Genomic DNA, 23,341 nt, shown 5'->3' on the forward strand with positions numbered 1-23,341 from the left:
ACGGAAATAGTCATTGACCTACAAATTGTCGGTGATTATTCTAGCGTACACTTGTTCGCTGAGTTGAGAGTTATACAGATGGAAACGAATAAACCGCCAGTGATTTGGCTAAACGTAGCAATTTTTAGCTTAACGTTAGGCATTGCTGTGATTGGCACACCGTTATATGCGTATTACGTTGGGTTTGATTGGGCACAATGCCTGATGTTGTTGCTCGCATTTAGTTATTGTGGCTTGTCGATTACTGCGGGTTACCACCGTTTGTGGTCACATAAAGCGTATGAAGCGAATCGCTTCTTAAAGGTTATTTTTGCTATTGGCGGTGCTTTTGCGCTGCAAAACAGCATTCTCCATTGGTCATCAGATCATCGTGTTCATCATCGCCATGTTGATAATAATGACAAAGATCCCTATTCGGCGAAACGTGGCTTTTTCTACAGCCATATTGGCTGGATGTTGCGTGAATATCAGGCTTCACGCTATACCGATTACTCAAATTGCCGCGATTTACAAAAAGATAATATTGTCATGTGGCAGCATCGTAACTACGCATGGTTGGCACTATTAACTAACTTTGGTATCCCATTGTTATTTGGTCTTATTCATGGTGATGTTTTAGGGGCCTTATTATTGGTTGGTGTTGTACGTTTAGTATTGAGTCACCACACGACATTCTTCATTAACTCGTTAGCGCACATTTGGGGTTCTCAGCCTTATACCGATAAAAACACTGCGCGCGATAACGGATTCCTGGCATTCTTGACCTTTGGTGAGGGGTATCATAACTATCATCATATTTTTGAAAATGATTACCGAAATGGCATTCGCTGGTGGCAGTTTGATCCGACAAAATGGCTAATCAAAGGTTGTTCGTTGTTGGGTATGGCTAAGAACTTACGTACATGCCCAGATGATCGTATTGAGAAAGCTCGTGCGACGATGTTACTTAAAACATTACAGACAAAACTTGCGGATGCACCAAATAATCAAGCCCGTCTTGAGCGATTAGAAGAAGAATATGAAGCTTTGATGCTGAAAATTTCGGATTACTACAGTGCCCAGAAGCGCATGTTAGAACTGAGAAAGGCTCGCTTAGTCAAACATTACGAAAACTTCGAATTTGTTCAGCAATATGAACAAATGAAATCTCGATTAGAAGCACAGCGTAAAGAGTGGAAATTGTTAACTGCACAATATGCATAGTGTGCACTTTCGCGATGGATAGGCTCAGCGTGTAATAGAGGGTGGCTTCGGCCACCTTTTTTATTGTCTGCATAAAAGCCACATTAGTTTAAACGTGTAGTTTGATCTGTTATAACAATGAATAAATCGTCTCGGTATTATTCCTGAGAGCAACTCAATTAACGAACAATAGAGAATTTGCCATACTTATAAGATCATAAGTTAGTTATGGTATTGATATGGCAGGAGGCGCGGCAGTGTATCGCTCATTACTTATATCGCTAACATGCTTAGCATCATCAATTGCCAATGCAATTGAGTACCCATTACCGGAAGATAGCAGTAATTTGATTGGTACGATGGAGTACTATCAAGTTGAGAAGGGCGATAGCCTTGCTGATATAGCCAATAGTTACAATGTGGGCTTTTTAGCATTGCTGGAAGCAAATAAAGGGGTCGATCCTTTTCTTCCGGCTCCCGGGAAGTTACTTGCGATTCCAACGCAACTTATTTTACCTAAAGTTGATCGTGAAGGTGTGGTTATTAACCTTGCTGAACTGCGTCTGTATTACTTTCCTGAAGATCAGGACGTTGTTCATGTATTTCCAATTGGTATTGGCCGTGTTGGGCGAGAAACACCGTTAATGACCACCAAGATAAGCCAAAAAACCAAGAACCCGACATGGACACCTACCGCGAATATTCGTAAAGAGTATCGTGAGAAGCGTGATATAGAGTTACCTTCGGTTGTTCCAGCTGGCCCTGAAAACCCATTAGGTGACTATGCAATGCGGTTAGCGCATGGCAGCGGTCAGTATCTGATCCATGGTACCAATAAAGACTTTGGTATAGGAATGCGTGTGAGTTCTGGATGTATTCGAATGAACCCTTGGGATATTGAATGGTTATTCCCGCAAATCCCTAAAGGCACTAAAGTTCAGATTATCGATCAAGCGCTGAAGCAAACACAAGAGCCTGATGGATCTTTATATGTTGAGGTGCATCAACCTTTATCGAAAACGGAATCTCAGCTAGGGCAAGATAAGAAAGTCAAAGCAGATGAAGATCTTCTTTTGACGATTGCGAATGATGATAGAGCATATTCCCGTTTGAATGCAGCATTGAATTTACAAATGGGTATCCCTGTTGAAATCAAATCACTGAATTAAACACTCCAATCGAATCACTAGGTAGTCTTACCTAGTGATTACCTCACTCCAGCATGCCTTGCGACACACTTTTCTTACCACTAAATTTATGACTTTTTGACTCGCGACTAGCTACAGAGTGACATCAAACTACTAACGGCTTCAATAGCGAGTGTTAGATGTGTAGTGATAAATGAGATTGTAGTGAAATATTAGGAATTGATGAGGTATAGAAACAGTGAAAGAGTAAACAAAAAGTGGTGCCATGAGGCACCACTTTTTCATTACTATATTGCTTATTTTGTGTACGAGCTAGCCATGTTATCAATACGTTGATTTGCACGCATTGCTTCTTGGTAAGCTGCATCAGACGATGCTTTCGCGTCGTTTACTGCACCAGCCATTTGATCTTGTTGGCTTTGTAGCGCGCCAACTTGGTCAGATAACATGTCAACTTTGTTAGTTAGTTGTTGCATTGCGTCTGGTTCATCAGAACTAGAACAACCCACAAGAGCTGCACTTAAGATGATACCAGCAAGGATAGGTAATGAACGATTCATTTTTTTACATTCTCCTAGTTTGCCACTACAAACCGAGTAACAAAATGTTTTAGTCGGCAAATTGATTATGGCATAACTTCCTAAAAATGCTCGTTAAAAAAACCAATTGTTTAAAAATAGCGCTCTCAGTCGCGAGAAATCTGTCTCCATCGTTGATGTTTACTTGGTTTTGGAATGCTTAATGGGTTTTTGTTTTTGGTGAATGATCATGCCCATTCTTCATGCCAGCCATGACTTTTTTCACTGGAACTGACAGGTTTTTGGTCTCACCGTTCGCAAATTTTAATGTTAGTTTAACGTTATCACCTTCATGAAGATCGCTTTTTAATCCCAACAGCATGATATGCATACCACCAGGTTTTAACTCTGCCATGCTATTTGCCGGGATGTCGATACTGTCTACTTTACGCATTTGCATCATGCCATCTGCCATAATGTGATTATGGAGTTCAACTACATCAGCAGCATCACTTTGTGCATCAATGACTTGGCGAGCTGAATCATCTTTATTCATTAAATGCATGAAGATAGCACTGTTAACGGCATTGGGGGGCGTGGCTCGCGCATAAGCATCGTGAACCATCACATCTGCTGAAGCAGCTGTTGATGCAAGTAAGAGTGTAGAGAGAGCAAGCGCTTTCAGTTTCATTATTATATTTCCTTATTTAAGCTAATTGGCTGCTAATTGTTGGGGCAGGTTGCGTGTAATAGCATCGACTAAAATGGCGCTATTTAACGTATGTGGCACTTTTTCGATGAGGGTGCCATCAGGTTGTAATAAGTAAAAATACGAGCTGTGATCAACCGAGTACTTCATCGCCGAATCTTTCATTTCTGTTCGCATGTAAAGTACACCGTATTTCTCTGCTAATGCTTTTATCTGTGCATCTGAACCCGAAACGCCCGTAATGGTTGCGTGAAAATATCCAGCGTACTCAGCACTTTTCTCCGGAGTATCGCGCTCGGGATCTAAGGTAATAAACACAGGCCATAGCTGGGTTAAATTATCTTGAGGCAGTGACTGTAAAGCCGCAGATAAAACCGCAAGTGAGGTCGGGCATACATCGGGACAATGCGTGTAACCGAAATAAACAATACGTAAGCGTTGATCGGTTGGTGAAAATAAATCGATGGTATCTTTGCCGCTGTGCAGTACCTTTAAATCGATATGCTCTGTTGGTGACTGCACAATAGATTCTGAAGGGCTACTTTCATTTTGATCCATGATGTAGCGTGTTAATAAACCAGCTCCAAGCGCTAACGCTAAAACAATCCATTGGAATTTCATTGGGTCATCCTTACTGAAATGGGCAGGGGCGAAGCATGTGATGTATCGTTAATTGGCGTTATAGTGCCAAGCCATGTCATGGCGTCGGAGGTGCATACAGGCAGCAATAAATCGCCTGAAAAGGTATTATCCGCAGAGCGTTTAAGTAAGAGCTTGTATGTCCCCATCATCATTTCATGACCTTCAAGTGAAAGCATTAAGCTATCAACCTCTGTGGGTAGTTTATTCCACTCAACAGATAACGTATTACTTACCATTGGATTTACCTTGTCTTTCGCAAGTGACAAAGTTGCATCATCTATGGTGCAGTGAATGCTAGAAAGCGCACATTTGGGATCTATTGATCTTGAGTCTGATTGGCTTTTTATTAGTTCATAGCTGGCAATGCCAATGGTAAAGCAAATGAAAATTTTGGCTGCGGAAGTAAATGTTGATGATAATGATAAAGACATAAGCAAAAGCTGTTATATTGTAACGACTTTGTAAAGTTTAACATCTGACTTTATAATCAACAGTTTAAAAGTCGATTTATGTGAGCAAGCGAGATTCTTTTAAGAGAGGAAAGTTGTAGCGCACGTTTATTGCAGTAGTACGTAGCGTATCTGAGGAAGAATAAAGCGCCCATGAAAGGCGCTTTTATCGGATTATTTATCGCTAGCGAATTTCTCTAATCCCCAAACTAAACCAAATCCAAGAATCATCGCCATAACCGCATAGATAACAAGTGATGGCTGGCCAGTAACTTGTTCAAAGTTAAATGGTGACAGGTTTTGCTCTAATAAAGGTACTTGCTGACCGCTTGAGTTTGTACGCCATGTTAGGGTTTCTTTCCATGGCCAAATTTTACTCAGTGTACCAATCATCAAGCCAGTTAAAAAAGTCAGGGCAATATCACGATAGTTGCGTAAAACCCATGAAAGCACGTGGGAGAACGTTAATAGCCCAATAACACAACCAGATGCAAACAATGCGAGTGTTGCGATATCAAGGGATTTAGCCGCCGCTAAAATAGGTGTGTACATACCGAGTAGCAGTAAAATGAAGCTACCCGAAATACCAGGTAATATCATGGCACAGATCGCGATAGAGCCAGCCAGTAAAATATTTAGCGAGGTTGGTTCCATATGTAAGGGGTGTAATACCGTAATACCATACGCAAAAATAGCACCAGCAAATAAGGCCACGACGCGGCTTAACTTCCAGCTTTCAATTTGCTTTAGCATATGAATCACAGAAATAATGATTAAGCCAAAGAAGAATGACCACAGTGGAATAGGATGAGTGTGTAGCATCCACGTAATCACGCGAGCTAATGTGAAAATACTGGTAAGAATACCGCCGAACAACAAGATTAAGAAGATACCGTTAATATGCTCAAATGCGGCTTTGAAGCCGTTATCACGCCATATTTTCAGAAGGCTAGGGTTAATACGACGTATGCTTTCAAGCAATGTATCGTAAATGCCTGTAATAAACGCAATCGTACCACCAGAAACGCCGGGGACAACATCGGCTGCGCCCATAGCCATACCCTTTAAGAAGGTGAAGAGCTTACTCATTATGTCTTTTTTACCTTGTATCGATAGATGTTTTCCGCAGCATTATACCCTGAGCTTAATAAAAAGTGACGTTATTACTTGTTCATTCTTGCTAACTTTTTGATTTATTGGACTTAGGTGGCGGTTTTAAGGTGAATTAATCAATAGAGGAATGCCGGGGAATTTATTCAGTATAATTAATTTAATAATCATATGGTTAGCGATACTGTTATAAACAGTAGTTAAGAGGCGCGTTTGCTAAAATCATTGTGTTTGTTTCCAAAAATGTGCCGCAAGTAGCAAAGCTATGATTTAAAACAAGGTTTTTAGCAATAATGACTTGACGGTATAGGTCCCAATTGCCACAGTTGAATTATATACAGTGCAATGCTTATTGAGGCTGTAATATTTCCACTTTGGTCACTTCCCCAGTTTCACCAAAGCATAAAAACTAAAGTCAGAGGACGATGAGAAATGATACCTAGAGATGCAACATTACGTGTTGTTCGCCCAACCGATAATCTGAAGAAAATTGCGTTGATGTACAGCAAAGCCTTAGGTTTTGAAATGGTCAAACAGTTTGAAGATCATGATGGATTTGATGGCGTTGTGCTAGGTCACGCAAACCACCCTTATCACTTAGAGTTTACCCATCAACGTGGTGTAACGGTTGGCCGAGCGGCAACAACAGATAACCTTTTGGTTTTCTATGTTGCTTGTAGCCAAGATTGGGAGCGTGCATGTCGTGCTATGATCGATGCTGGCTTTAATGTTGTGGAATCAAATAACCCATATTGGAATGGCGTGGGTAAAACATTTGAAGATGTAGATGGTTACCGTGTAGTGCTGCAAAATTTAGATTGGTCATTATAGCGGTATAGTTTTTTTAAAAACTATTCTGCCTTGCCAATCTAATCAAAACTAAGCATTGATGTTACTCGTTAGAGTAAAGGTTAAATCTCTATTTTAAGTGCGTAGCCTTCCAGAATACATTGAATTCTCTCGCACTAAATTGAGTAGATAGATGGGTAGTTTATAAAGCAGCTAAGTTGGTAATAATTAGAGAGAGTACAATCCTATGATTGTGCTCTTTTTTTGTATCTGTTACGTGCTGGGTATTATTTTAACCATCGTCTCATCTTCTAGTCAGCTTTCCTCTCAGTTATTTGCTTAACTTTTAGCGAATGGGTTGCGGATATGAGGTGTGAGTCATGTGTAAAGGTGCTAACTCGATAATTAACATCATAAAAAGTGGCTTAGTAGGTTGTTTCGTTGTGTCTTTAACGGGAGCTGGTTTTTTTGTTAAGGCCGAATATTTATTATCAAAACAAGAATATATCCAGCTCTGTGTCGATACCTTTGGTGCAGATGCGATCACTCAATCTGTATGTGAGCAAGAGTACATAGCTCTAGTTGAGAAGGAGAAAGAGTTGCTAATTGAAGGGGAGGATGACGATATAGAACACGCATCTGCCGATAATATTCCACTGTATCAAGAAACTGAGAAATAGACAGTGGCACCATTACTCAATAGGTGGTACATGATTAGATGCTGCTATTTACTTCAATATATTGCTGAATGGGTTCTGAATGGATCAAGTTCGCAAAGACTGAACAAGGCTCAGATGGAAATTCTATTTTGTTTTGCTGATTACCGATAAGGGTAAGCAGCTTGTGTTCTGCTTGTTTCTTTGCATCTAATCGTTGTTGGGTATTAAAGTATACGAGCACTGGCGACATCAAATCTTGATCAACTTGCTGTAAGAGGTAATAGCAGTGGTTTATAGACATGCTATTAACTAACAAGGCGATGGCTTCTTTGTTTGTTGTGACTGTATTTGTATTCACGTTCAGTTGTAACAAACGTTGCCACACATAGGTAGAGAGTAACCCCATTACGACATATTCGGGCTTTTGGTAAGCATTGAGCAATGCCTTTTCGTAATCGTCACGAACGCTATTTTCGTTATTGTCAGTACCAAACAAATTGTCGTTATTGGTTTCCACATACGCGGGGAGTTCTGTTGAACTAACCTGCCATTTAGCCAATAAATTTAATGCACTGTACTGATTAAAAGGTAAATCTATATGGTGCTCAGAATCGAGTGAACCAGCATGGCTCGATGCCGTGATCATCATTGTAAAAGCTAAGATAAGAGCAGGGGGGCGTCGCTTCACTGTTAATACTCTCTTTTGGTATAACTCGACAATCCAGTGTTAAAGATTGGTAATGGCCGCTTGAAAGTAAGCATTGTTCTTCATGCATTTTATTAATCAATGCTTGGAGTAAATGAGTGGGAGGCAACAAGGGAAATAACACTATTGTTTCAAGCCATTTCAGGCGTTTTTTGGATACAGTTACAATTAAAGAGTGATAGCCTTACAGTCGTTCAGGTCTTATCTAGCATCTCCGAAATATGATGAATTTATACTGTTTGGTAGTAAGGTGTGAGGCGATTGACGTCACATCCATCAAACGCCTTTTTTGGAGAAACAATAATGCATGATTCTCATTTTGAACTCTTAATCGCCGTTGTTGCCATTGTGATGACAGTGTTGCTTTATCGTTTAGCTATTTTGTAGCGAATTGACCTTAGGCAGTTTAATCGTCACTTTTACACCCGTGTTATCTGTTTTATTTTGAATTTGAATATCACCATGGTGATAGTCAGTGATAAGCCGCGCGATGTATAACCCTAAGCCTAAATGAGGTTTGTTTTTCTTCTCTTGCGCGCGAATTGAAACCATTGAATTCAACAATTGGTTTTCCATGTTTTCTGGCAGTAATGGGCCATGATTGCTCACGGTGAGTGATGCCGAAAGAGGCTCATTAACTAATGTCACACAGATGGCTTGATCATTCGGACTGAACTCTTCTGCATTGGCAATCAGCTTATCTAACAGTTGTGCTAAATAGTCGGGTGCACCTTCAAACATCAGAGGCTTATCTGGCACATTGATCGTGAATGCTTGATTAGGGTAAGCCATTTGATAGCCTTGTAAACATCCAGAAACCAGTTCATTCAAGGGAAAGACTTCTTTTTCTGCGCCTTGGATACTCTGTTCAATACGCGTCGCTTCCGTCATACTCGATAAAATAGTACTCAGCCGATGAATGCCATCTTCCGCACGCTCAATATAGCGCTGTGATTCTTTATCAGTATTGTGCATTGATAAGTTTTCTAGCGACGAACGTACCACTGCAACTGGTGTACGGAGTTCATGCGAAAGTCTTGATGATAAATGCTCGAGATAATGGTGATATTGGCCTAATCGTCCGACCATTGCACTCAAGCTTCGAGACAAATCTCCAATCTCATCGCGATCGTCACTTGCTACCATATCTTGCTTAATACGACCTTGGCTATCAATGGCGATTTCAGCCTCATCACGTAATTGTCGAATACGCGATGATATATTGGAAGCAAACAGGAATAGGGTCAATGTACCTATTCCTATGATGGCAATGAAAACATTGAACAGCTTTTCTAACGCGCGGTTGCGTAACATTTGAATGCCAATCGTCGACTCTTCAGCAATTACGGCTCCCATTACGTTGTTACCTAGCCATATTGGGTAAGCAGCAGAAAGGATCAACGCTTTGCCATCAGAAGACATCCGCCATTGTGAATAACCGCGGCCTTGTAATGCTTGTGCGACAGGTACACCTTTCAACCAAGCTGCGTCTTGAGCATTGTCTGAAAAAGCTTCGGGCTCTGAAATAAAAAATTTGTAGTAAAACGGATGTATATAAGTTTCTTCAAATTGTGCCCACCATGAGGTATCGCGGTCGTCATATTTGACTGACGTTGACCACACCCCGTTAGAGTCTTGTATGTCACCGCTCTGTGCCAATACACGTTGGTGGCGATCAATGACCATAATACGAGAGCTGGTGTGTCCCATTCCTTTTAGGATCTTATCTATTTCAGGAGAGGGAATTAACACTGTTCCTAAGCGGCTTGCTTGTGACGTATTTGATGTACCTATGATGGCATCGATCATACGGTTGGATTGATTATTGACATCATAAAAAGTGAAGCCGAGTTTGCTGCCAAGATCTGACAGCGGCAACCTTAATTCAATGTTGTAACCCGTGTCTGTGGTACGCCAATATCCCTGTATATGGTTAGCTGGTGTTAAGTTATTGGGATCAGAGATATCCCTTTTTACTTCAAAGGCATTAACCCAGCCATCTTCATAGGCGGCAATCACATAGCGGTGAAACTCGTTAGTCGGTGAGGTAAATGCCACGATCAGGTGATCATTGCGATCGACGCGTAGGGAACTCTTGCGGCGCAAAACAGGAAACTGATCATTTACTTCAAACATGGCATACAAGTACCCTTGATACTTCCCTATGGTATGACGAAAGCTCAAACTATCGGAAGAGTATGGGCGGCGGCTAAATTGACTAAATTCGCGGCCATATTGGGTCATGTTTCCCTGATATGCAGACCAGTCAGAGAGGTTACCATCCAGCTTGATGGGGGAGTGCAGGCTATAAGCGTAAAGGTCACGCCCTTTTTTAACGTTACTTAAAAAACTGGCTTGGTCGTTAAAAAGAGCTGGACGCTCATTCAATGCAGTGGCGACAGCGCGGGTGGTGCCAATCAAGGTTTGTTCTTGGCCTTGGCGTAGCAGCTTTTCCATTTCCCATACATACTTGTAGCCAAGCCATGGTAATGCCAATAGCAAACTGGAAATAAGAATAACCTTGGTACGAAGACCCACTGCAAATTTAAACATAATCTTTCCTACAACTACTTTCTTTTGTTCTTGCTTACTCGCCGCCCCAGCGATAACCCATACCATAAACGGTATCGATACGATCAAAGTCTGTATCGCTTTGTACAAATTTCTTTCTAATGCGTTTTACATGCGAAGTGATCGTACTGTCATCGACAACAACATGTGCTTCTGTCATTAAATCTTGGCGGCTCTTTACATGGCCAGGACGTTTTGCGAGAGCATACACCATCCAAAACTCAGTCACTGTTAGCTCAATTGCTTGTTGTTTCCAGCAGACTTGCATTCGATTCTTATCAATGGATAGGTGCCCGCGTTCCATTAAACTGTCTTGTTCGGTAGGCATTGCCATTAAGTCGCTACGACGAAATAGCGCAGCTATACGGGCAATCAAGTGTGGCAAGCTGGTGTCTTTTGTTAGGTAATCGTCAGCGCCCATTCTTAAGCCACACACAGTGTCAAAGTCACTATCGCGAGCGGTCAGAAAAATAATAGGTACGGTTGGTGACATTGCCCGTAATGATTGGCATAACGAAAATCCACCGTCTATTTCGTCTTGAAGGCCAATATCAATAATGGCCAAATCAGGGAGTTTTTGTTCGAAAGCACGCAGGGCATCAGGGCGGTTGTCATAGCCATGTACCATGTAGCCGTGTTTCTTTAATACATCTGTGTAGTTTTCTCTTATAGCTGCTTCGTCTTCAACAATCGCAATATTTTTCATTATCGTATCTGCTAGTAGTTCTTCAGTTTGTTTGTTCAACTGACTTTGTTGAAGTGACTATACAACAAAAAGTTAGGGAAGAAAGGGGGGAAATCAGATTGCCTTTTTTTTGCCACATTTGATCAGCACATTGCCTTTTTTGCTCCCTAATATTGCCAGATCTTCTTGGTTTAATTACCTCATCGAAACGACGATGACCAAAACCTAGTGCAGACAATGAATCGTGCTAGCCATCGTCAACCTTAATAAAGAAAGAATGAGGAACATCATTATGAAAAAGCAGCTTATCTCAACACTTATTGCAGCAACATTCGCAGCATCAATGATTTCACCAGCCGCTCTTGCAAGTAACGTTGAACAAGAAGGTACGCAAGATGAATACAAAGTGGGCCAGCAAGAACAATTGATTGGGGCGGGATCAGGTGCCGCAGTTGGTGTATTGGTCGGTGGCCCTGCAGGTGCTGTTATTGGTGCTATTTTCGGTGGCATCATTGGTACGACTGTTGGCCAGGAAGATTATATTAAAGCGCAAGACGCAGAGGTGAATGAATTAACCGCTCGTAATACTGAACTAGAAAAAGTTAGTCAACGTTACAACCAAGCCCAAATAGAAATGGCACGTTTGCAGCAAGCTAATGATAACCAACGCCAGCTTGATTTAGCATTAGAAATGAACGTGCACTTCCGTACTGGCTCCGCTGATATTGAGCCACAATTTCAACGCCAACTAGACGACATTGCTGAATTGATGAAACAAGCCCCTGATGTTAACTGGCAATTGGCTGGTTATGCGGATCGCCGTGGTGATACCCAGAAAAACTTGGATCTTTCCATGCGCCGTGTAGACGCTGTGCGTGATTACTTAACAATGCGCGGTGTTGATAGCGAGCAGTTTGAAATTGATGCAATGGGTGACCAGTTCCCAGAAAAAGCAGAACAAAACTTTGAAGGTGACTTTTTTGATCGCCGTGTCACTTTGCGTAGTCAGCAAGACGATACCCGCACTGTTCAATTTTAACGGGAGTGACTATGTCAATGAACCAACATACCGAGGAGGCACCATTATGGGTGCTTCCACTCGCGATTTTAGTGATATTAGCCTTGCAGTTAGCCACTAATTTTGATGATGCTCAGCACCAGAAAATCAACACATTACATGGGGAAACGCTGCAACTTTGGCAAGCATCGGAAGGCGTAAATAATAGCGATTTACGCACCAAAGAAATACCTAGAAACCATACCGTTATGAGTTAATTATTCAGGGGTATAGTGCGATGTTGAGAGTAATGGTTGAGATGACGGTGATGGTAAAGTTTCAATCCACCGACACAGGGTTAATGCTTGCTTATGCGCATCGAAGTTTTCCAGTACAGCCTTACGGGTATTCAACCCCATGGTAAGTCGTTCGCTAGGTGATAACGAAACAAAGTCAGAAATAGCGTGAGTAAGTTGTTCAATATTGTTTTGTTCAACAATATAGCCAGTACCTGCAGATACAATTTCTTGGCAGCCAGGAAGGTCAGTGGTAATAACGGGAACACTTACAGACATGGCTTCTTTTAATACGAGTGGGCCAGTATCAACACTGCCAGATTTAGCGACACAGAACGGGGCAATTAAGCAGTCATAGTAGGGGAGGTTTTGCGTAATCCAATGGTGTGGCTTAGCACCAAGAAAGTTTATATGAGCGCAAAGTCCAAGCGATTGAACTTGCTCGTGTAGTGATTCTGCCAGTTCACCGTCGCCGATAATATCCAATGAAAAATGGTAGTTATTAATTAATGGTTGAAGGCTAGAAATAAGGTAGGTGAGTCCTTTTGATTCTATTAGCCTTCCAACAAATACGAATCTAAAGGAAGGTGATGCTGGGCGAAGTTGAGGTGTGAATAAAGATGTTTTCACTCCACAATGCAGCACCTTAATATTTCCGTGATGATATTGGTTAAATTTATCAGCCATAAACTGGCATACAGCAATAACAAGATCTGCATGTTTTATTTTAGTCGTAATATCAAAAGGTGTTTCATTCACATCATGTCCGTGTCCAACAAAAGACACTGTGATACCTGCTAGTTTAGCGGCAGCAATAGCATGCGCCGCTGTATGTTGGCAGAAGTGTGCATGAACATGGTGGATATTGTGTTCAACGAGTTGGGCTGCAAGTTTCAAACTATAGAAAAATAACGAACGCTTTGGTAGTGACTGTTGTTCATTAATAAATTGCCAGCAATTCTTTATGCGCTTCGGTGTCAATGATTTAAGGAAAGGCAAGTGAAAGTGATCACCAATGGTATGGACTGGATATCGTGTCTTCGTTTTTTCTTTATTTTTTTTTAAAGTAAAAACCATGACTTGATAGCCACTTTCTTGTATCGATTCAACTTCAGTACGTATGAAAGTTTCGCTTAATACCGGAAAGGTAGGGGCAACAATAGCAATGTTTTTCATCATAGCTCTCACTCGTAAACGCTTTGTTATATAAGAGCAATATTTATGCCGCGTGAAAATACAGTGAAAACGGGTGAGATGTTGCAGATTGCAATGCAGCCAGCAAAAAGCCTTAGATAAAACGGTATTTAATGCAGGTTAAATAATGAGTAACTATTGGGAAGGGAAAAGGAAATGGATTATCTAATCACAATAATAGAAGATCGGAGCTTTATTATGATACTAACAAAACTCACGGTGCTGCATCTAAGTTTGGTGTATTGTTAATTTAAAGAATAGGAGAAGCTTTGTTGACTTTATTGTTTGGCGTCAGCCAGTAAAAACTCGCACAAGGCGAGTTTTTATCGGTGATGCATATTCTTCATTTTTGCTGATTAATCAACAAACTCAAAGCCAAGCACTTCACGTAAACGATCTTGTACCACTTCAACTAAGCGATCTGGCTGGAATTTTGAAATAAAGCGGTTACAGCCCACTTTTTTCACCATAGCTTCGTTAAAACTACCACTGAGTGATGTGTTCAGTGCAATGAACAAATCGTTCATACGAGGATCGTTTCGTACTTCATGAGTTAGTTTGTAGCCATCCATTTCTGGCATTTCGGCATCAGTAAACATCATCAGAATTTCATCATGGATATTTTTGCCTTCATCACACCATTGTTTAAGCATGGTTAAAGCTTTCAAGCCATCACTTTTCTCAATAACTTCTAACCCGAATTGGGCTAGCGTATCTCGAATTTGCGCACGAGCAGTGGATGAATCATCTACGATTAAGATCTTACGGCCAGGCATTTGCTCTACCAATTTCTGGTCAAGCACGTCTGCTGATACTTGTACGTCGTAGTCAATAATTTGTGCTAGTACTTTTTCAACATCAATAATGCTAACAAGACGGACCATGCCTTCACGTTCGATCTTGGTGATCGCCGTTAGGAAGTTTTCTTTCCCGACTTGAGATGGTGGTGGCTGAATGTCTTTCCATGTCATATTCACAATGTTCATGACTTGGCCAACTAAGAAGCCTTGGATAGTACGGTTGTACTCTGTAATGATCAGGTTACAGTCTTCGTTTCGCTCAATGGCACGCATGCCAACAGAATAACGAAGGTCGATAACAGGGATCGACAGGCCACGAATATTGGCAACGCCACAAATATTAGGGTGCGAGCCCGGTAATATATGCAAATGAGGCAGCTTGACCACTTCTTTTACTTTGAAAACGTTTATCGCGAATAGTTGTGATGTATTGAGTTGGAAAATAAGCAGCTCCAGTCGGTTTTCACCAACTAACTGGGTGCGTAAATCAACTGAGTCTAAAAGGTTGCTCATAGTCTTCACTAAAAATCTTCACAGAAATTGTTATGTTTATCATTAAATTATAAAGGTCACGATCTGCTAAGTCACGCCCTATCTCTATTTATAGTTAGCGACCTGCCGTTGTATTTCTTTAATTATTAATTAGATAACTAGATTTGATAACTACTATAAATGATTGATTGGTAGTAGATAAGCGCTTCGAGTTCATTTTTTGCGCGAATAAACGGCCTTCGTGTCCGAAATCAAAGAATTTTATTCTGCTGCGATCTATGGTGATCGGATAAATAAAATTGGTGATATATCCATCATCCTTAGTATGCCGTGTATCTTAACCTACAGCTCAATATTGAACAGAAGCTAGTAAAAAGTAGGACTGCACCCTAAGCAGTAAAGATCCTCTTTAGAGAAGGCATGCCAAGTATTATAAATAGAGGCAAGCAATGATTAATGTCACGATTGACGGGCAGGAATATGCACTAGATGCGGACCTGTCACTGCTTGATGCTGTCAGCCAGCATCAGATTGAAATTCCGTCACTGTGCGGATTGAACCAGAAAGGTGAGAAAATCCCTTGTGGTCTTTGTGTTGTAGACGTTGAAGGGCAAGGTATCCAGCGTGCTTGTGAAATCAAGCCTCAAGCTGGCATGGCGGTGATCACCACGTCTGAAGAGATTGTATCGACGCGTCAAAAAGCACTAAATCGAATTATGTCTGATCACTACGCAGACTGCGAAGCACCTTGCCAAACGGCATGCCCTGCAGGTGTGGATATTCAATCCTATCTTTATCATATTTCTCAAAACGATCATCAAAAAGCGGTAGAAGTGATTAAACGCACGCTACCTATGCCTTTGTCGATTGGTCGTGTTTGTCCTGCTTTTTGTGAAACGGAATGTCGCCGTAGTATCGTCGATGAGCCTTTGGCTATCCGTCAGTTAAAGCGTCATGCCGCTGATATCGATTTAGCTGCTCAAGAAAGTTATGTACCAGAACAAAAGCCCGCGAAAGGCAAATCCATTGCTGTAGTGGGAAGTGGCCCCGGCGGTTTAACCTGTGGTTATTACTTAACTAACGAAGGTTACAACGTCACTGTATTTGAATCTATGCCACATGCTGGCGGTTGGTTACGCTACGGTATTCCTGAATACCGTTTGCCAAAAGCAATTTTAGATCAAGAAATCGCCTTGATGTGTCGTAACGGCATGCAAATTGAAACCAGCAAGAAACTGGGTGATGATTTCACGTTATCGCAACTTAGTGATGACTTTGATGCCGTCTGCCTTGCGGTTGGTGCATCAAAAGCAGTTGAAATGCATTATGAAGGCAGTGAGTTTGATGGCTGCTATTTAGGCGTTGATTACCTAAAAGATTATGTGACAGACAAGCAATACACCACAGGCAAAAAAGTGGCTGTCATTGGTGGTGGTAACACCGCGATTGACTGTGCGCGAACGGCGGTGCGAGCTGGTGCGGATACCACGTTAATATACCGTCGTACCCGCGATGAGATGCCAGCGGAAGATTACGAAATTGTGGAAGCCGAACACGAAGGTGTGAAATTCCACTTTTTAACCAATCCAGTTGAAAACATTGCCGATGAAAATGGTCGTGTTTGTAACGTGAAATTGGAAAAAATGGCGTTGGGTGAACCTGATGCCTCTGGCCGTCGTCGCCCTGAAGCAACAGGGGAATACTTCACTGAAGCTTTTGATACTGTTATTGCGGCGGTATCGCAAAAGCCTGATTTGTCTTTTATGGATAATGAAAAGCTCGACTTGCCACTAACACGTTGGAACACGCAAGATGCGAACCCAGAGACCATGCACTCAGGTACGGGCAATGTGTTCAGTATTGGTGATTTCCGCCGTGGTCCTGCCACAGCTATCGAAGCGGTAGCGGATGGTCGAGTGGCGGCTGAGGCAATTGATCGTTTCTTCAACGGTTCGATGGAACACATTCCGGTTAAGCCGTTCAATTCGCAAAAAGCGCCAAAACTCAAGCAAGTTGATACCAAGCAGTTCGAAAGCCTGAAAAAGGTGATGCGTTCTGTTATGCCTGAACTGACAAGCCAAGAGCGTGAGTTGAGCTTTGCCGAAGTTGAAACGGGCTTTAGTAATGAAGACGCTATTCGTGAAGCGGAGCGCTGCCTAGAGTGTGGTTGCCAAGCCAATACAGATTGTAAGCTGCGTGATTTTGCAACCGAATATAAAGTGGAAGAAACCGAGATTGACTTAGGCAGTTGCCAAAAATTCGCGGTCGATAACACGTCTGAATTTATTGTGTTCGATGCTAACCGTTGTATCAGTTGTGGTCAGTGTGTTGATACCTGTAGTAACCAAGCGGTTCATGGCGTATTGAGCTTTTTGAAAAACGAAGATGGCACCAGTGCTAACCGTCCTGAATGTCGTCCGGGTTTTGACTTGGCTGATGACAAGCGCCAAGGTATGGGTGATTCAAATTGTGTTCAATGTGGCGCTTGTGTGCAGGTTTGTCCAACAGGTGCATTGACCGATGCGCGTGATAAGTCTCAAGGCCGTATCGAAATGCTCAAGCCAGTCGATACCATTTGTACCTACTGCGGTGTGGGCTGTAAGTTGACCATGCTGGTGGATGAATCTCGTAACCAAATCCGTTATGTCCAGGGCGCTAAAGATTCACCCGTTAACCAAGGTATGCTGTGTGTGAAAGGGCGCTTTGGCTTTGATTTTGTCGGCAGTGATGAGCGACTAACTACGCCATTGATCCGCCGTGATGGAGAGTTGCAACCAGCGACGTGGGAAGAGGCGATCACGCTTGTTGCCGATAAGCTTTCTTCTATCAAGACGCAGCACGGTAGTAATGCTCTTGCGGGCTTCTCGTCGGCGAAAACGACCAACGAAGATAACTATGCCTTCCAGAAACTCTTCCGTCGTGAACTGTTAACCAACAACATCGATCACTGTGCGCGTTTATGTCATGCATCAACCGTGACGGGGCTTGAAGCCTCTATCGGCAGTGGCGCGATGACCAATGATATTCCATCGATCAAACATTCTGATCTGGTGTTTATTATTGGCTCTGACACGACAGCTGCTCACCCGATCATTGGCTCGCACATTAAGCAGGCGTTGAAGCAGGGTAGTGCACGCTTGATCGTCGCTGATCCGAAGAAAATCGACATTGCTGAACACGCAGAGCTGTATGTCGCGCAACGTCCTGGCACCGATGTCATGCTACTTAACGGCATCATGCAGCAAATCATCGAAAATAACTGGCATGACAGTGCTTATATTGCTGATCGCTCCGAAGGTTTCGAGGCGTTAAAAGCAGAAGTAATGCAAGAGTCATACTCGCCAGAAAAAGTCGAACTCATCACGGGCATTAAAGCCGCTGATGTGAAAGCAATGGCCAAGATGATAGGTACCGCGGAACGCACTGCTGTTTATTACTCTATGGGTATTACTCAGCACACGACAGGTCACGACAACGTACGTTCGATTGCTAACTTACAAATGCTGTGTGGCAACATAGGCATTGAAGGCGGTGGTATTAATCCACTGCGTGGTCAGTCTAATGTGCAGGGTGCGTGTGACATGGGCGCGTTGCCAAACAACTTCCCGGGTTATCAGAAAGTCCATAATCCAGAGGTTCACGCAAAGTTTGTTGAAGCATGGCAGCAGCCAGCATTACCAAGCGAAGCGGGACTTACACTAACAGAAATCATTGATGCCGCTTGTCACAGTAAAGTGAAAGGCTTATTTGTGATGGGTGAGAACCCAGTGTTAAGTGATCCGAACCAAGCACACGTGATTGAAGCATTAGAGGCGTTAGACTTCTTGGTGGTTCAAGATATCTTCTTAACTGAAACAGCGCAGTATGCGGATGTTGTTTTGCCTTCTTGCTCATTTGCAGAAAAAGACGGCCACTTCACGAATACGGAACGTCGTGTGCAACGTATTTCTAAAGCGGTTAACCCACCGGGTGAAGCGAAAGAAGATTGGCGTATTATTCAAGACGTGGCTCAGGCGATGGGCGCGGATTGGCAGTATGCGTCTGTGAAAGATATTACCGAAGAGATCACCCAAGTGACGCCGCAATACGCAGGTATTCATTGGGATCGCGTGGGTAAAGATGGATTGCAGTGGCCGTGTCGCGATGAGCATCATCAAGGTACGCGCATCATGCACACGGAAAGCTTTACGCGTGGTAAAGGCCAGATGGCTGCTATTCCATTCCGTTATGCTGCTGAATTGCCAGATGATGAATACCCATTAGTATTAACGACTGGGCGTTTATTAGAGCAGTTCCATACAGGCACAATGACACGTAAAACCAAGGGATTAGATAACCTTGCGGGCCCTCGTGTGATGATGTCGGTTACTGATGCTGAGCGGTTAGGGATTCGTAATAGCGAAGTAGTGCGTTTATCAACACGTCGTGGCTTTATTGAAGCACCTGCGTTTGTGACAAAGCGTATGCAAGTAGGGGTAGTCTTTGTGCCTTTCCACTTTGCAGAATCACCGGCGAACCGTTTGACAACAACAGCAACGGATCCGCATGCCAAAATCCCGGAGTTTAAGGTAGCGGCAGTGAAGTTGGAAAAAATACTTGATGAAGCTTTAGCTTAACGATTCAAGCTTTGAGCTGAAAAGTAATATCAAATAAAAGAAGGGCTACCAATGGTAGCCCTTTGTTTTATAGCGAACACAGTGTCAGTAATGAATTACTGAGCTGGTGTTGGTTCAGGTATTGGCTCTGGATTGATTGGTTCTACTGGGTCGATAGGATCAACTGCTGGCTTACGTAGTTGTAGCTGCCAGTAACCTTGGAAGCCGCGAGCATACTCAGTCTCGTTGGTTAATACGACTGTGTCGCCTAAGTGGTAGGCCGGCATATCATCCGCAGGGAACGGATAGATGAACTTATCACTTTCCCAAGTACCATCAGCACGATTAACGGCTGTACCATGACCAAAGATAGCGATTAACTCGCCAGGAACATTCGGGTTAGCAACCGTGAATTGTGTGCCATCAATAACCTTATGAGTCGAGTATTCGCCAGACATTTGCTTACCTGATTTATCAAAGGTATGAGAAGCAACTTGCTCGACTATGGAACCGTCGACTTCCGTTGTGACTATTTCAGCCACTTCGAAGTGCCTTGTATCTACACCTTCAAACGCGTTACGTCGACCTGCTGCAAAAGTAACATGCCCATCTGGTTTAACGGATGCGACTCCGTAGTTATCATCGCGATATGGAATGTCATCGTGGTTGAATAGGTGCAGTTTTGGCAGCTCAGCAATGTTATCCCATAGGTAGTATCCTTGAGCATTCTTATTGTAAGCATCGCTCACCAAACAGCCAGCACCTGAGTTTTTCAGTTGATCACGAACAGCGATACTGATTGATTGCTTGATATTACAGTAGAAAGGACTGTCTCCTGGGTAGGTCAGTTCCTGCTCTGTGACCGCTAATGTTGCAAGGTTGATTATAGTCAGCAAAGGTGATGTCAGATATTCGTCAGACGATGGTCTTTTTAATACCGCAATTTCATCAGCACTTGATGGTAGCTGTAAAATTTCACCATAGACTTTGTACTGCTCAGCCCATGTATTTGTTTCGAAATCAAAGAGGTTTACTGTGATTTCGTTCGGGTAACTGGATCTTAAGTGTAAGAAGTTGCCAGCTTCTGTGAAATAGAAAGCATCACCGGATAGGCTAACCCTATTATCACGGAAGAAGCTCATATCAACAGGTGTTAGCTCGCCTGTGGCTAAATGGTAGCGATAGCCTTTATGCTCGCGTTTGACACCGCTTAGATGATCATTCGCTGTGAGTAGGAAGGTGTAACCATATTGCGTTGCTTGCATTTGGTTACGTAGCATCTTGAAGTCTTCTGTTGGTAGCGCAACTTCTTGAGGATCACTTTCACCAGCTGACGTTATTTCAGTAACGAAAAGCGGGCCATTTTTACTGTATTCAGCTTGCCAGAAACGATATAGCGTATTCTTGTCTTTGATTGCTTGAATGAGCTCTTGATCTTCAGGGATATTGGCATTGCGTGCCATTTTATGCCACTGGTAAACATCAGCGTTATCAGCAACATTAACACTAAGTTCAACGGAGTCTGGACCATGACTCACTGAGATATCGACACCTAGTTCAACAAATATTTGTTGCAGTTCAACAGGTACATTTTGTAGTTTTAACTTAGTATCACCAGCACGTACCGCGCGCATTCGATCTTTGTCTTCATCGTTGTCAGCAATCTGGATTTTAGATTCATCTATTGCTGCTACTCTAAAGCCGCTCGCCTCGAAGTCTAAACCACCTTTTTCTGCGACAAATACATACTCTTTACCGTTAGAGCGAGTAAACTTGAAGCGGTAAGGGTAGCTACCACCTTCAGAAAGCAGCATGGTTCCATTTCTAGCTACTAAGTCGAAAGGCGGTTCTGAAGAGACAATCTTAGGTGCAATAACTTCTATCGTTTCTTCAAGAACCATTTCCTTGTAAGTTGCTGTAACAACAGATTCACCTTCGATAATACCAACAGCAATACCGTTCTCGTCAATGGTTAAAATTTCGGGGTTACTGGTTGCCCAAGCAATATCTTCGGAAATGACAGAAACCGAACCATCGCTGTATTCACCGTTCAGAGTGAGCTGCAGTGTCTCTTCTCGTGATATGGCGTTGTTTGGCAAATTGAGGCTAAGATCTAATAGCTCGGTTATCACTTCAAAATCTTGAGTAACAGTATTTTCACCAACAGTCGCGGTGATAGTTGCAGTTCCGACACCTTTACCAATGAATAGGCCGTTACCTAATGACTCTACGATTGTAGAGTCACTTGAAATCCATGTTGCTTCATTCGTAAAGTCGATGATGTAATCATTTTCATGTATGCCTTCAGCACTTACTTGGAATTGCTTGTTGAATAACTGCTCACGTTGGTTGAAACCCAATCGCAAACCGGTTAGTACCGCTTCCTGTGCAGTGACTTTAATGGTGGATGTTTCGCCCATGTAGGATGCAGAGAGGCTAATGTCACCAGCCAGCGCAATATAGAATTTACCATTTTCAAATTTAAGCGCATTTTCTGGTGAGTAAGATATTTCTGATAGAGAAGTTACATCAGATACTGTACCGTTTGACCAATTAGCTGAAATAGTCGGGGTGATTTTATCGCCAACAGTTACAGATTTACCAACGCCAGATAATGTAATGCTTGTAAGTGCAGTATCACCCATATCAACGGCAATTGTTTCTGTGGTGATTATATCGCCGTATTGTGCTTTTATGCTGATATAACCTGCTTTTTTAACTTCCCAGTAAGTCCCTTTATTCTCTAAAGCGTCAGTGGGAGTAATTGCATAAACTGTCTCACTTGATACATTTTTTGACGTCATGTTAGTGAACAGAGCATGTGCGGTCGGGAAAACTTTATCACCAATACTGGCTGTTTCTGGAATACCGCTGATCGACAGATTATAAATAGCCGGTTTAGTGAAGTCTGGTGTAGTAATATCGTCGTATTTTACTTCCCAAGACGCAATATCTTTAAAGCGATGTTTTTCTTGTTCTAAGAACCATTTGTCTGAGAATAATGCATCCCATGCTTGTTTATATTGTGATGTATTTTGTGTATGCCAATTATTCCATTTCTCCTCGTCGCGAAGAGCACGAAGCCAAAGTGTTGTATTTTTATAGCCACCCAAAGATGCTGAATTATCAATAATGGCTTTAAGGCCAGCACCGTATCGAATTATGAGCGGCTCAGTGTAATTTCTATCGAAAGTTAAATAGAGATCCCATTCTGTGCTAGAAACAAAATCATTTTTATCGGTATCAGCTAATACATATTCAACGGTTGAAAAATTGCTGATTAATGCTGAGTTCTTTTTATTATTAAAAGCCTGCTCTAAGCTTCTACCATCGTACTCGTGCAAGATGATGTCATCTTTAATCGCTTTGTATGTGATTGGGTGTGACTTGATTTTTTCGAATTCAGAGTTTTTGATTGATGCATTGATAACATACTTGCCATCGGCATTTGTTTTACCTGAAGCAAGTAACTGTGTACCGGCATAAACAGAAACCGTTGCATCCGCAATAGGACCATCATAAACGTTACCCACGAAAGTTAATGATTTCTTATCAACTTTTGGATCTGGGGTTGTATCTGAGTTCGAATTATCGTCACTACCACACGCAGTGAGCATTACAATGAGTGGAACACTCATCCAACAGGGCTTGTACATTTATTTTCCTTAATAAAAGACGAGGTATAGTTAATGCACTCGTCATAAATATGCCGTGTGAAATTAAAATATGTTTATTAAAAGTTGAATTAAGAATTGAATCTAATTCGGGTAAGGAAGATAAATGTAGGAGCAATAAATTA

At 42.2% G+C, this 23,341-nt stretch carries 18 protein-coding genes; 7 read left to right on the plus strand and 11 right to left on the minus strand.

Annotated features, from left to right (window positions below; all coding sequences use genetic code 11):
* The first annotated feature begins 78 nt into the window (after window positions 1–78).
* The gene (locus ASV53_RS07330; protein ID WP_094956624.1) at window positions 79–1,203 is read left to right on the plus strand and encodes an acyl-CoA desaturase; all 1,125 of its coding nucleotides are present in this window, start codon (window positions 79–81) and stop codon (window positions 1,201–1,203) included.
* A 236-nt stretch (window positions 1,204–1,439) separates the two neighbouring features.
* Window positions 1,440–2,351, plus strand: coding sequence for a L,D-transpeptidase family protein (locus ASV53_RS07335; RefSeq protein ID WP_094956636.1), 912 nt, complete (start codon window positions 1,440–1,442; stop codon window positions 2,349–2,351).
* 275 nt (window positions 2,352–2,626) lie between these two features.
* Here ASV53_RS07335 and ASV53_RS07340 read toward each other — a convergent pair whose 3' ends face one another.
* The 5 genes from ASV53_RS07340 to ASV53_RS07360 all read right to left on the minus strand — a co-directional run bounded on the left by ASV53_RS07340 (window position 2,627) and on the right by ASV53_RS07360 (window position 5,737).
* Complete coding sequence (locus tag ASV53_RS07340; RefSeq protein ID WP_048899034.1) at window positions 2,627–2,890, minus strand: Lpp/OprI family alanine-zipper lipoprotein; 264 nt, start codon at window positions 2,888–2,890, stop codon at window positions 2,627–2,629.
* Between the two features lie 178 nt (window positions 2,891–3,068).
* A complete protein-coding gene (locus tag ASV53_RS07345; protein WP_094956625.1) occupies window positions 3,069–3,539 on the minus strand; it encodes a copper chaperone PCu(A)C in 471 nt (156 codons plus the stop codon).
* A 21-nt stretch (window positions 3,540–3,560) separates the two neighbouring features.
* Entirely contained in the window at window positions 3,561–4,178 is a 618-nt protein-coding gene (locus ASV53_RS07350; RefSeq protein WP_062687935.1) for an SCO family protein, read from the minus strand.
* Entirely contained in the window at window positions 4,175–4,435 is a 261-nt protein-coding gene (locus tag ASV53_RS07355) for a hypothetical protein (RefSeq protein WP_062687936.1), read from the minus strand. The genes ASV53_RS07350 and ASV53_RS07355 overlap by 4 nt, the downstream gene beginning before the upstream one ends.
* Before the next feature lie 387 nt (window positions 4,436–4,822).
* The gene (locus tag ASV53_RS07360) at window positions 4,823–5,737 is read right to left on the minus strand and encodes a polyprenyl-phosphate transporter (protein ID WP_062687937.1); all 915 of its coding nucleotides are present in this window, start codon (window positions 5,735–5,737) and stop codon (window positions 4,823–4,825) included.
* A 453-nt stretch (window positions 5,738–6,190) separates the two neighbouring features.
* Here ASV53_RS07360 and ASV53_RS07365 point away from each other — a divergent pair, with 453 nt between their 5' ends.
* Entirely contained in the window at window positions 6,191–6,589 is a 399-nt protein-coding gene (locus ASV53_RS07365; RefSeq protein WP_062687938.1) for a VOC family protein, read from the plus strand.
* A 338-nt stretch (window positions 6,590–6,927) separates the two neighbouring features.
* Entirely contained in the window at window positions 6,928–7,227 is a 300-nt protein-coding gene (locus tag ASV53_RS07370; RefSeq protein ID WP_062687939.1) for a hypothetical protein, read from the plus strand.
* A gap of 34 nt (window positions 7,228–7,261) precedes the next feature.
* Here ASV53_RS07370 and ASV53_RS07375 read toward each other — a convergent pair whose 3' ends face one another.
* The 3 genes from ASV53_RS07375 to pdsR form a co-directional block, all read right to left on the minus strand.
* Complete coding sequence (locus ASV53_RS07375) at window positions 7,262–7,894, minus strand: hypothetical protein (protein WP_094956626.1); 633 nt, start codon at window positions 7,892–7,894, stop codon at window positions 7,262–7,264.
* A gap of 390 nt (window positions 7,895–8,284) precedes the next feature.
* The gene (gene pdsS / locus ASV53_RS07380; RefSeq protein WP_094956627.1) at window positions 8,285–10,465 is read right to left on the minus strand and encodes a proteobacterial dedicated sortase system histidine kinase; all 2,181 of its coding nucleotides are present in this window, start codon (window positions 10,463–10,465) and stop codon (window positions 8,285–8,287) included.
* A gap of 34 nt (window positions 10,466–10,499) precedes the next feature.
* Window positions 10,500–11,189: a proteobacterial dedicated sortase system response regulator gene (gene pdsR / locus ASV53_RS07385; protein ID WP_094956628.1), complete on the minus strand. Its 690-nt coding sequence runs from the start codon at window positions 11,187–11,189 to the stop codon at window positions 10,500–10,502.
* A gap of 271 nt (window positions 11,190–11,460) precedes the next feature.
* On the opposite strand from pdsR, the gene pdsO reads away from it, so the two are divergent.
* Complete coding sequence (gene pdsO, locus ASV53_RS07390; protein ID WP_094956629.1) at window positions 11,461–12,207, plus strand: sortase-associated OmpA-like protein PdsO; 747 nt, start codon at window positions 11,461–11,463, stop codon at window positions 12,205–12,207.
* A gap of 11 nt (window positions 12,208–12,218) precedes the next feature.
* Window positions 12,219–12,443 carry a hypothetical protein gene (locus tag ASV53_RS07395; protein ID WP_062687942.1) on the plus strand — a complete coding sequence of 75 codons (225 nt, stop codon included), beginning with the start codon at window positions 12,219–12,221 and terminating at the stop codon, window positions 12,441–12,443.
* On the opposite strand, the gene ASV53_RS07400 is transcribed toward ASV53_RS07395, so the two are convergent.
* Both ASV53_RS07400 and ASV53_RS07405 read right to left on the minus strand, forming a co-directional pair.
* Entirely contained in the window at window positions 12,444–13,640 is a 1,197-nt protein-coding gene (locus ASV53_RS07400) for a glycosyltransferase (RefSeq protein ID WP_239928748.1), read from the minus strand.
* Window positions 13,641–14,011: 371 nt separating this feature from the next.
* Entirely contained in the window at window positions 14,012–14,968 is a 957-nt protein-coding gene (locus ASV53_RS07405; RefSeq protein ID WP_094956631.1) for a chemotaxis protein CheV, read from the minus strand.
* Between the two features lie 428 nt (window positions 14,969–15,396).
* Between ASV53_RS07405 and fdhF the strand changes: the two genes are divergently transcribed.
* A complete protein-coding gene (gene fdhF / locus ASV53_RS07410; RefSeq protein ID WP_094956632.1) occupies window positions 15,397–19,563 on the plus strand; it encodes a formate dehydrogenase subunit alpha in 4,167 nt (1,388 codons plus the stop codon).
* 95 nt (window positions 19,564–19,658) lie between these two features.
* Here the strand turns inward: fdhF and ASV53_RS07415 are convergent, their stop codons facing one another.
* A complete protein-coding gene (locus ASV53_RS07415; RefSeq protein WP_094956633.1) occupies window positions 19,659–23,198 on the minus strand; it encodes a hypothetical protein in 3,540 nt (1,179 codons plus the stop codon).
* Between the last annotated feature and the right edge of the window lie 143 nt (window positions 23,199–23,341).

It is taken from the genome of Photobacterium sanguinicancri (assembly GCF_002265265.1).
Classification (GTDB): domain Bacteria; phylum Pseudomonadota; class Gammaproteobacteria; order Enterobacterales; family Vibrionaceae; genus Photobacterium; species Photobacterium sanguinicancri.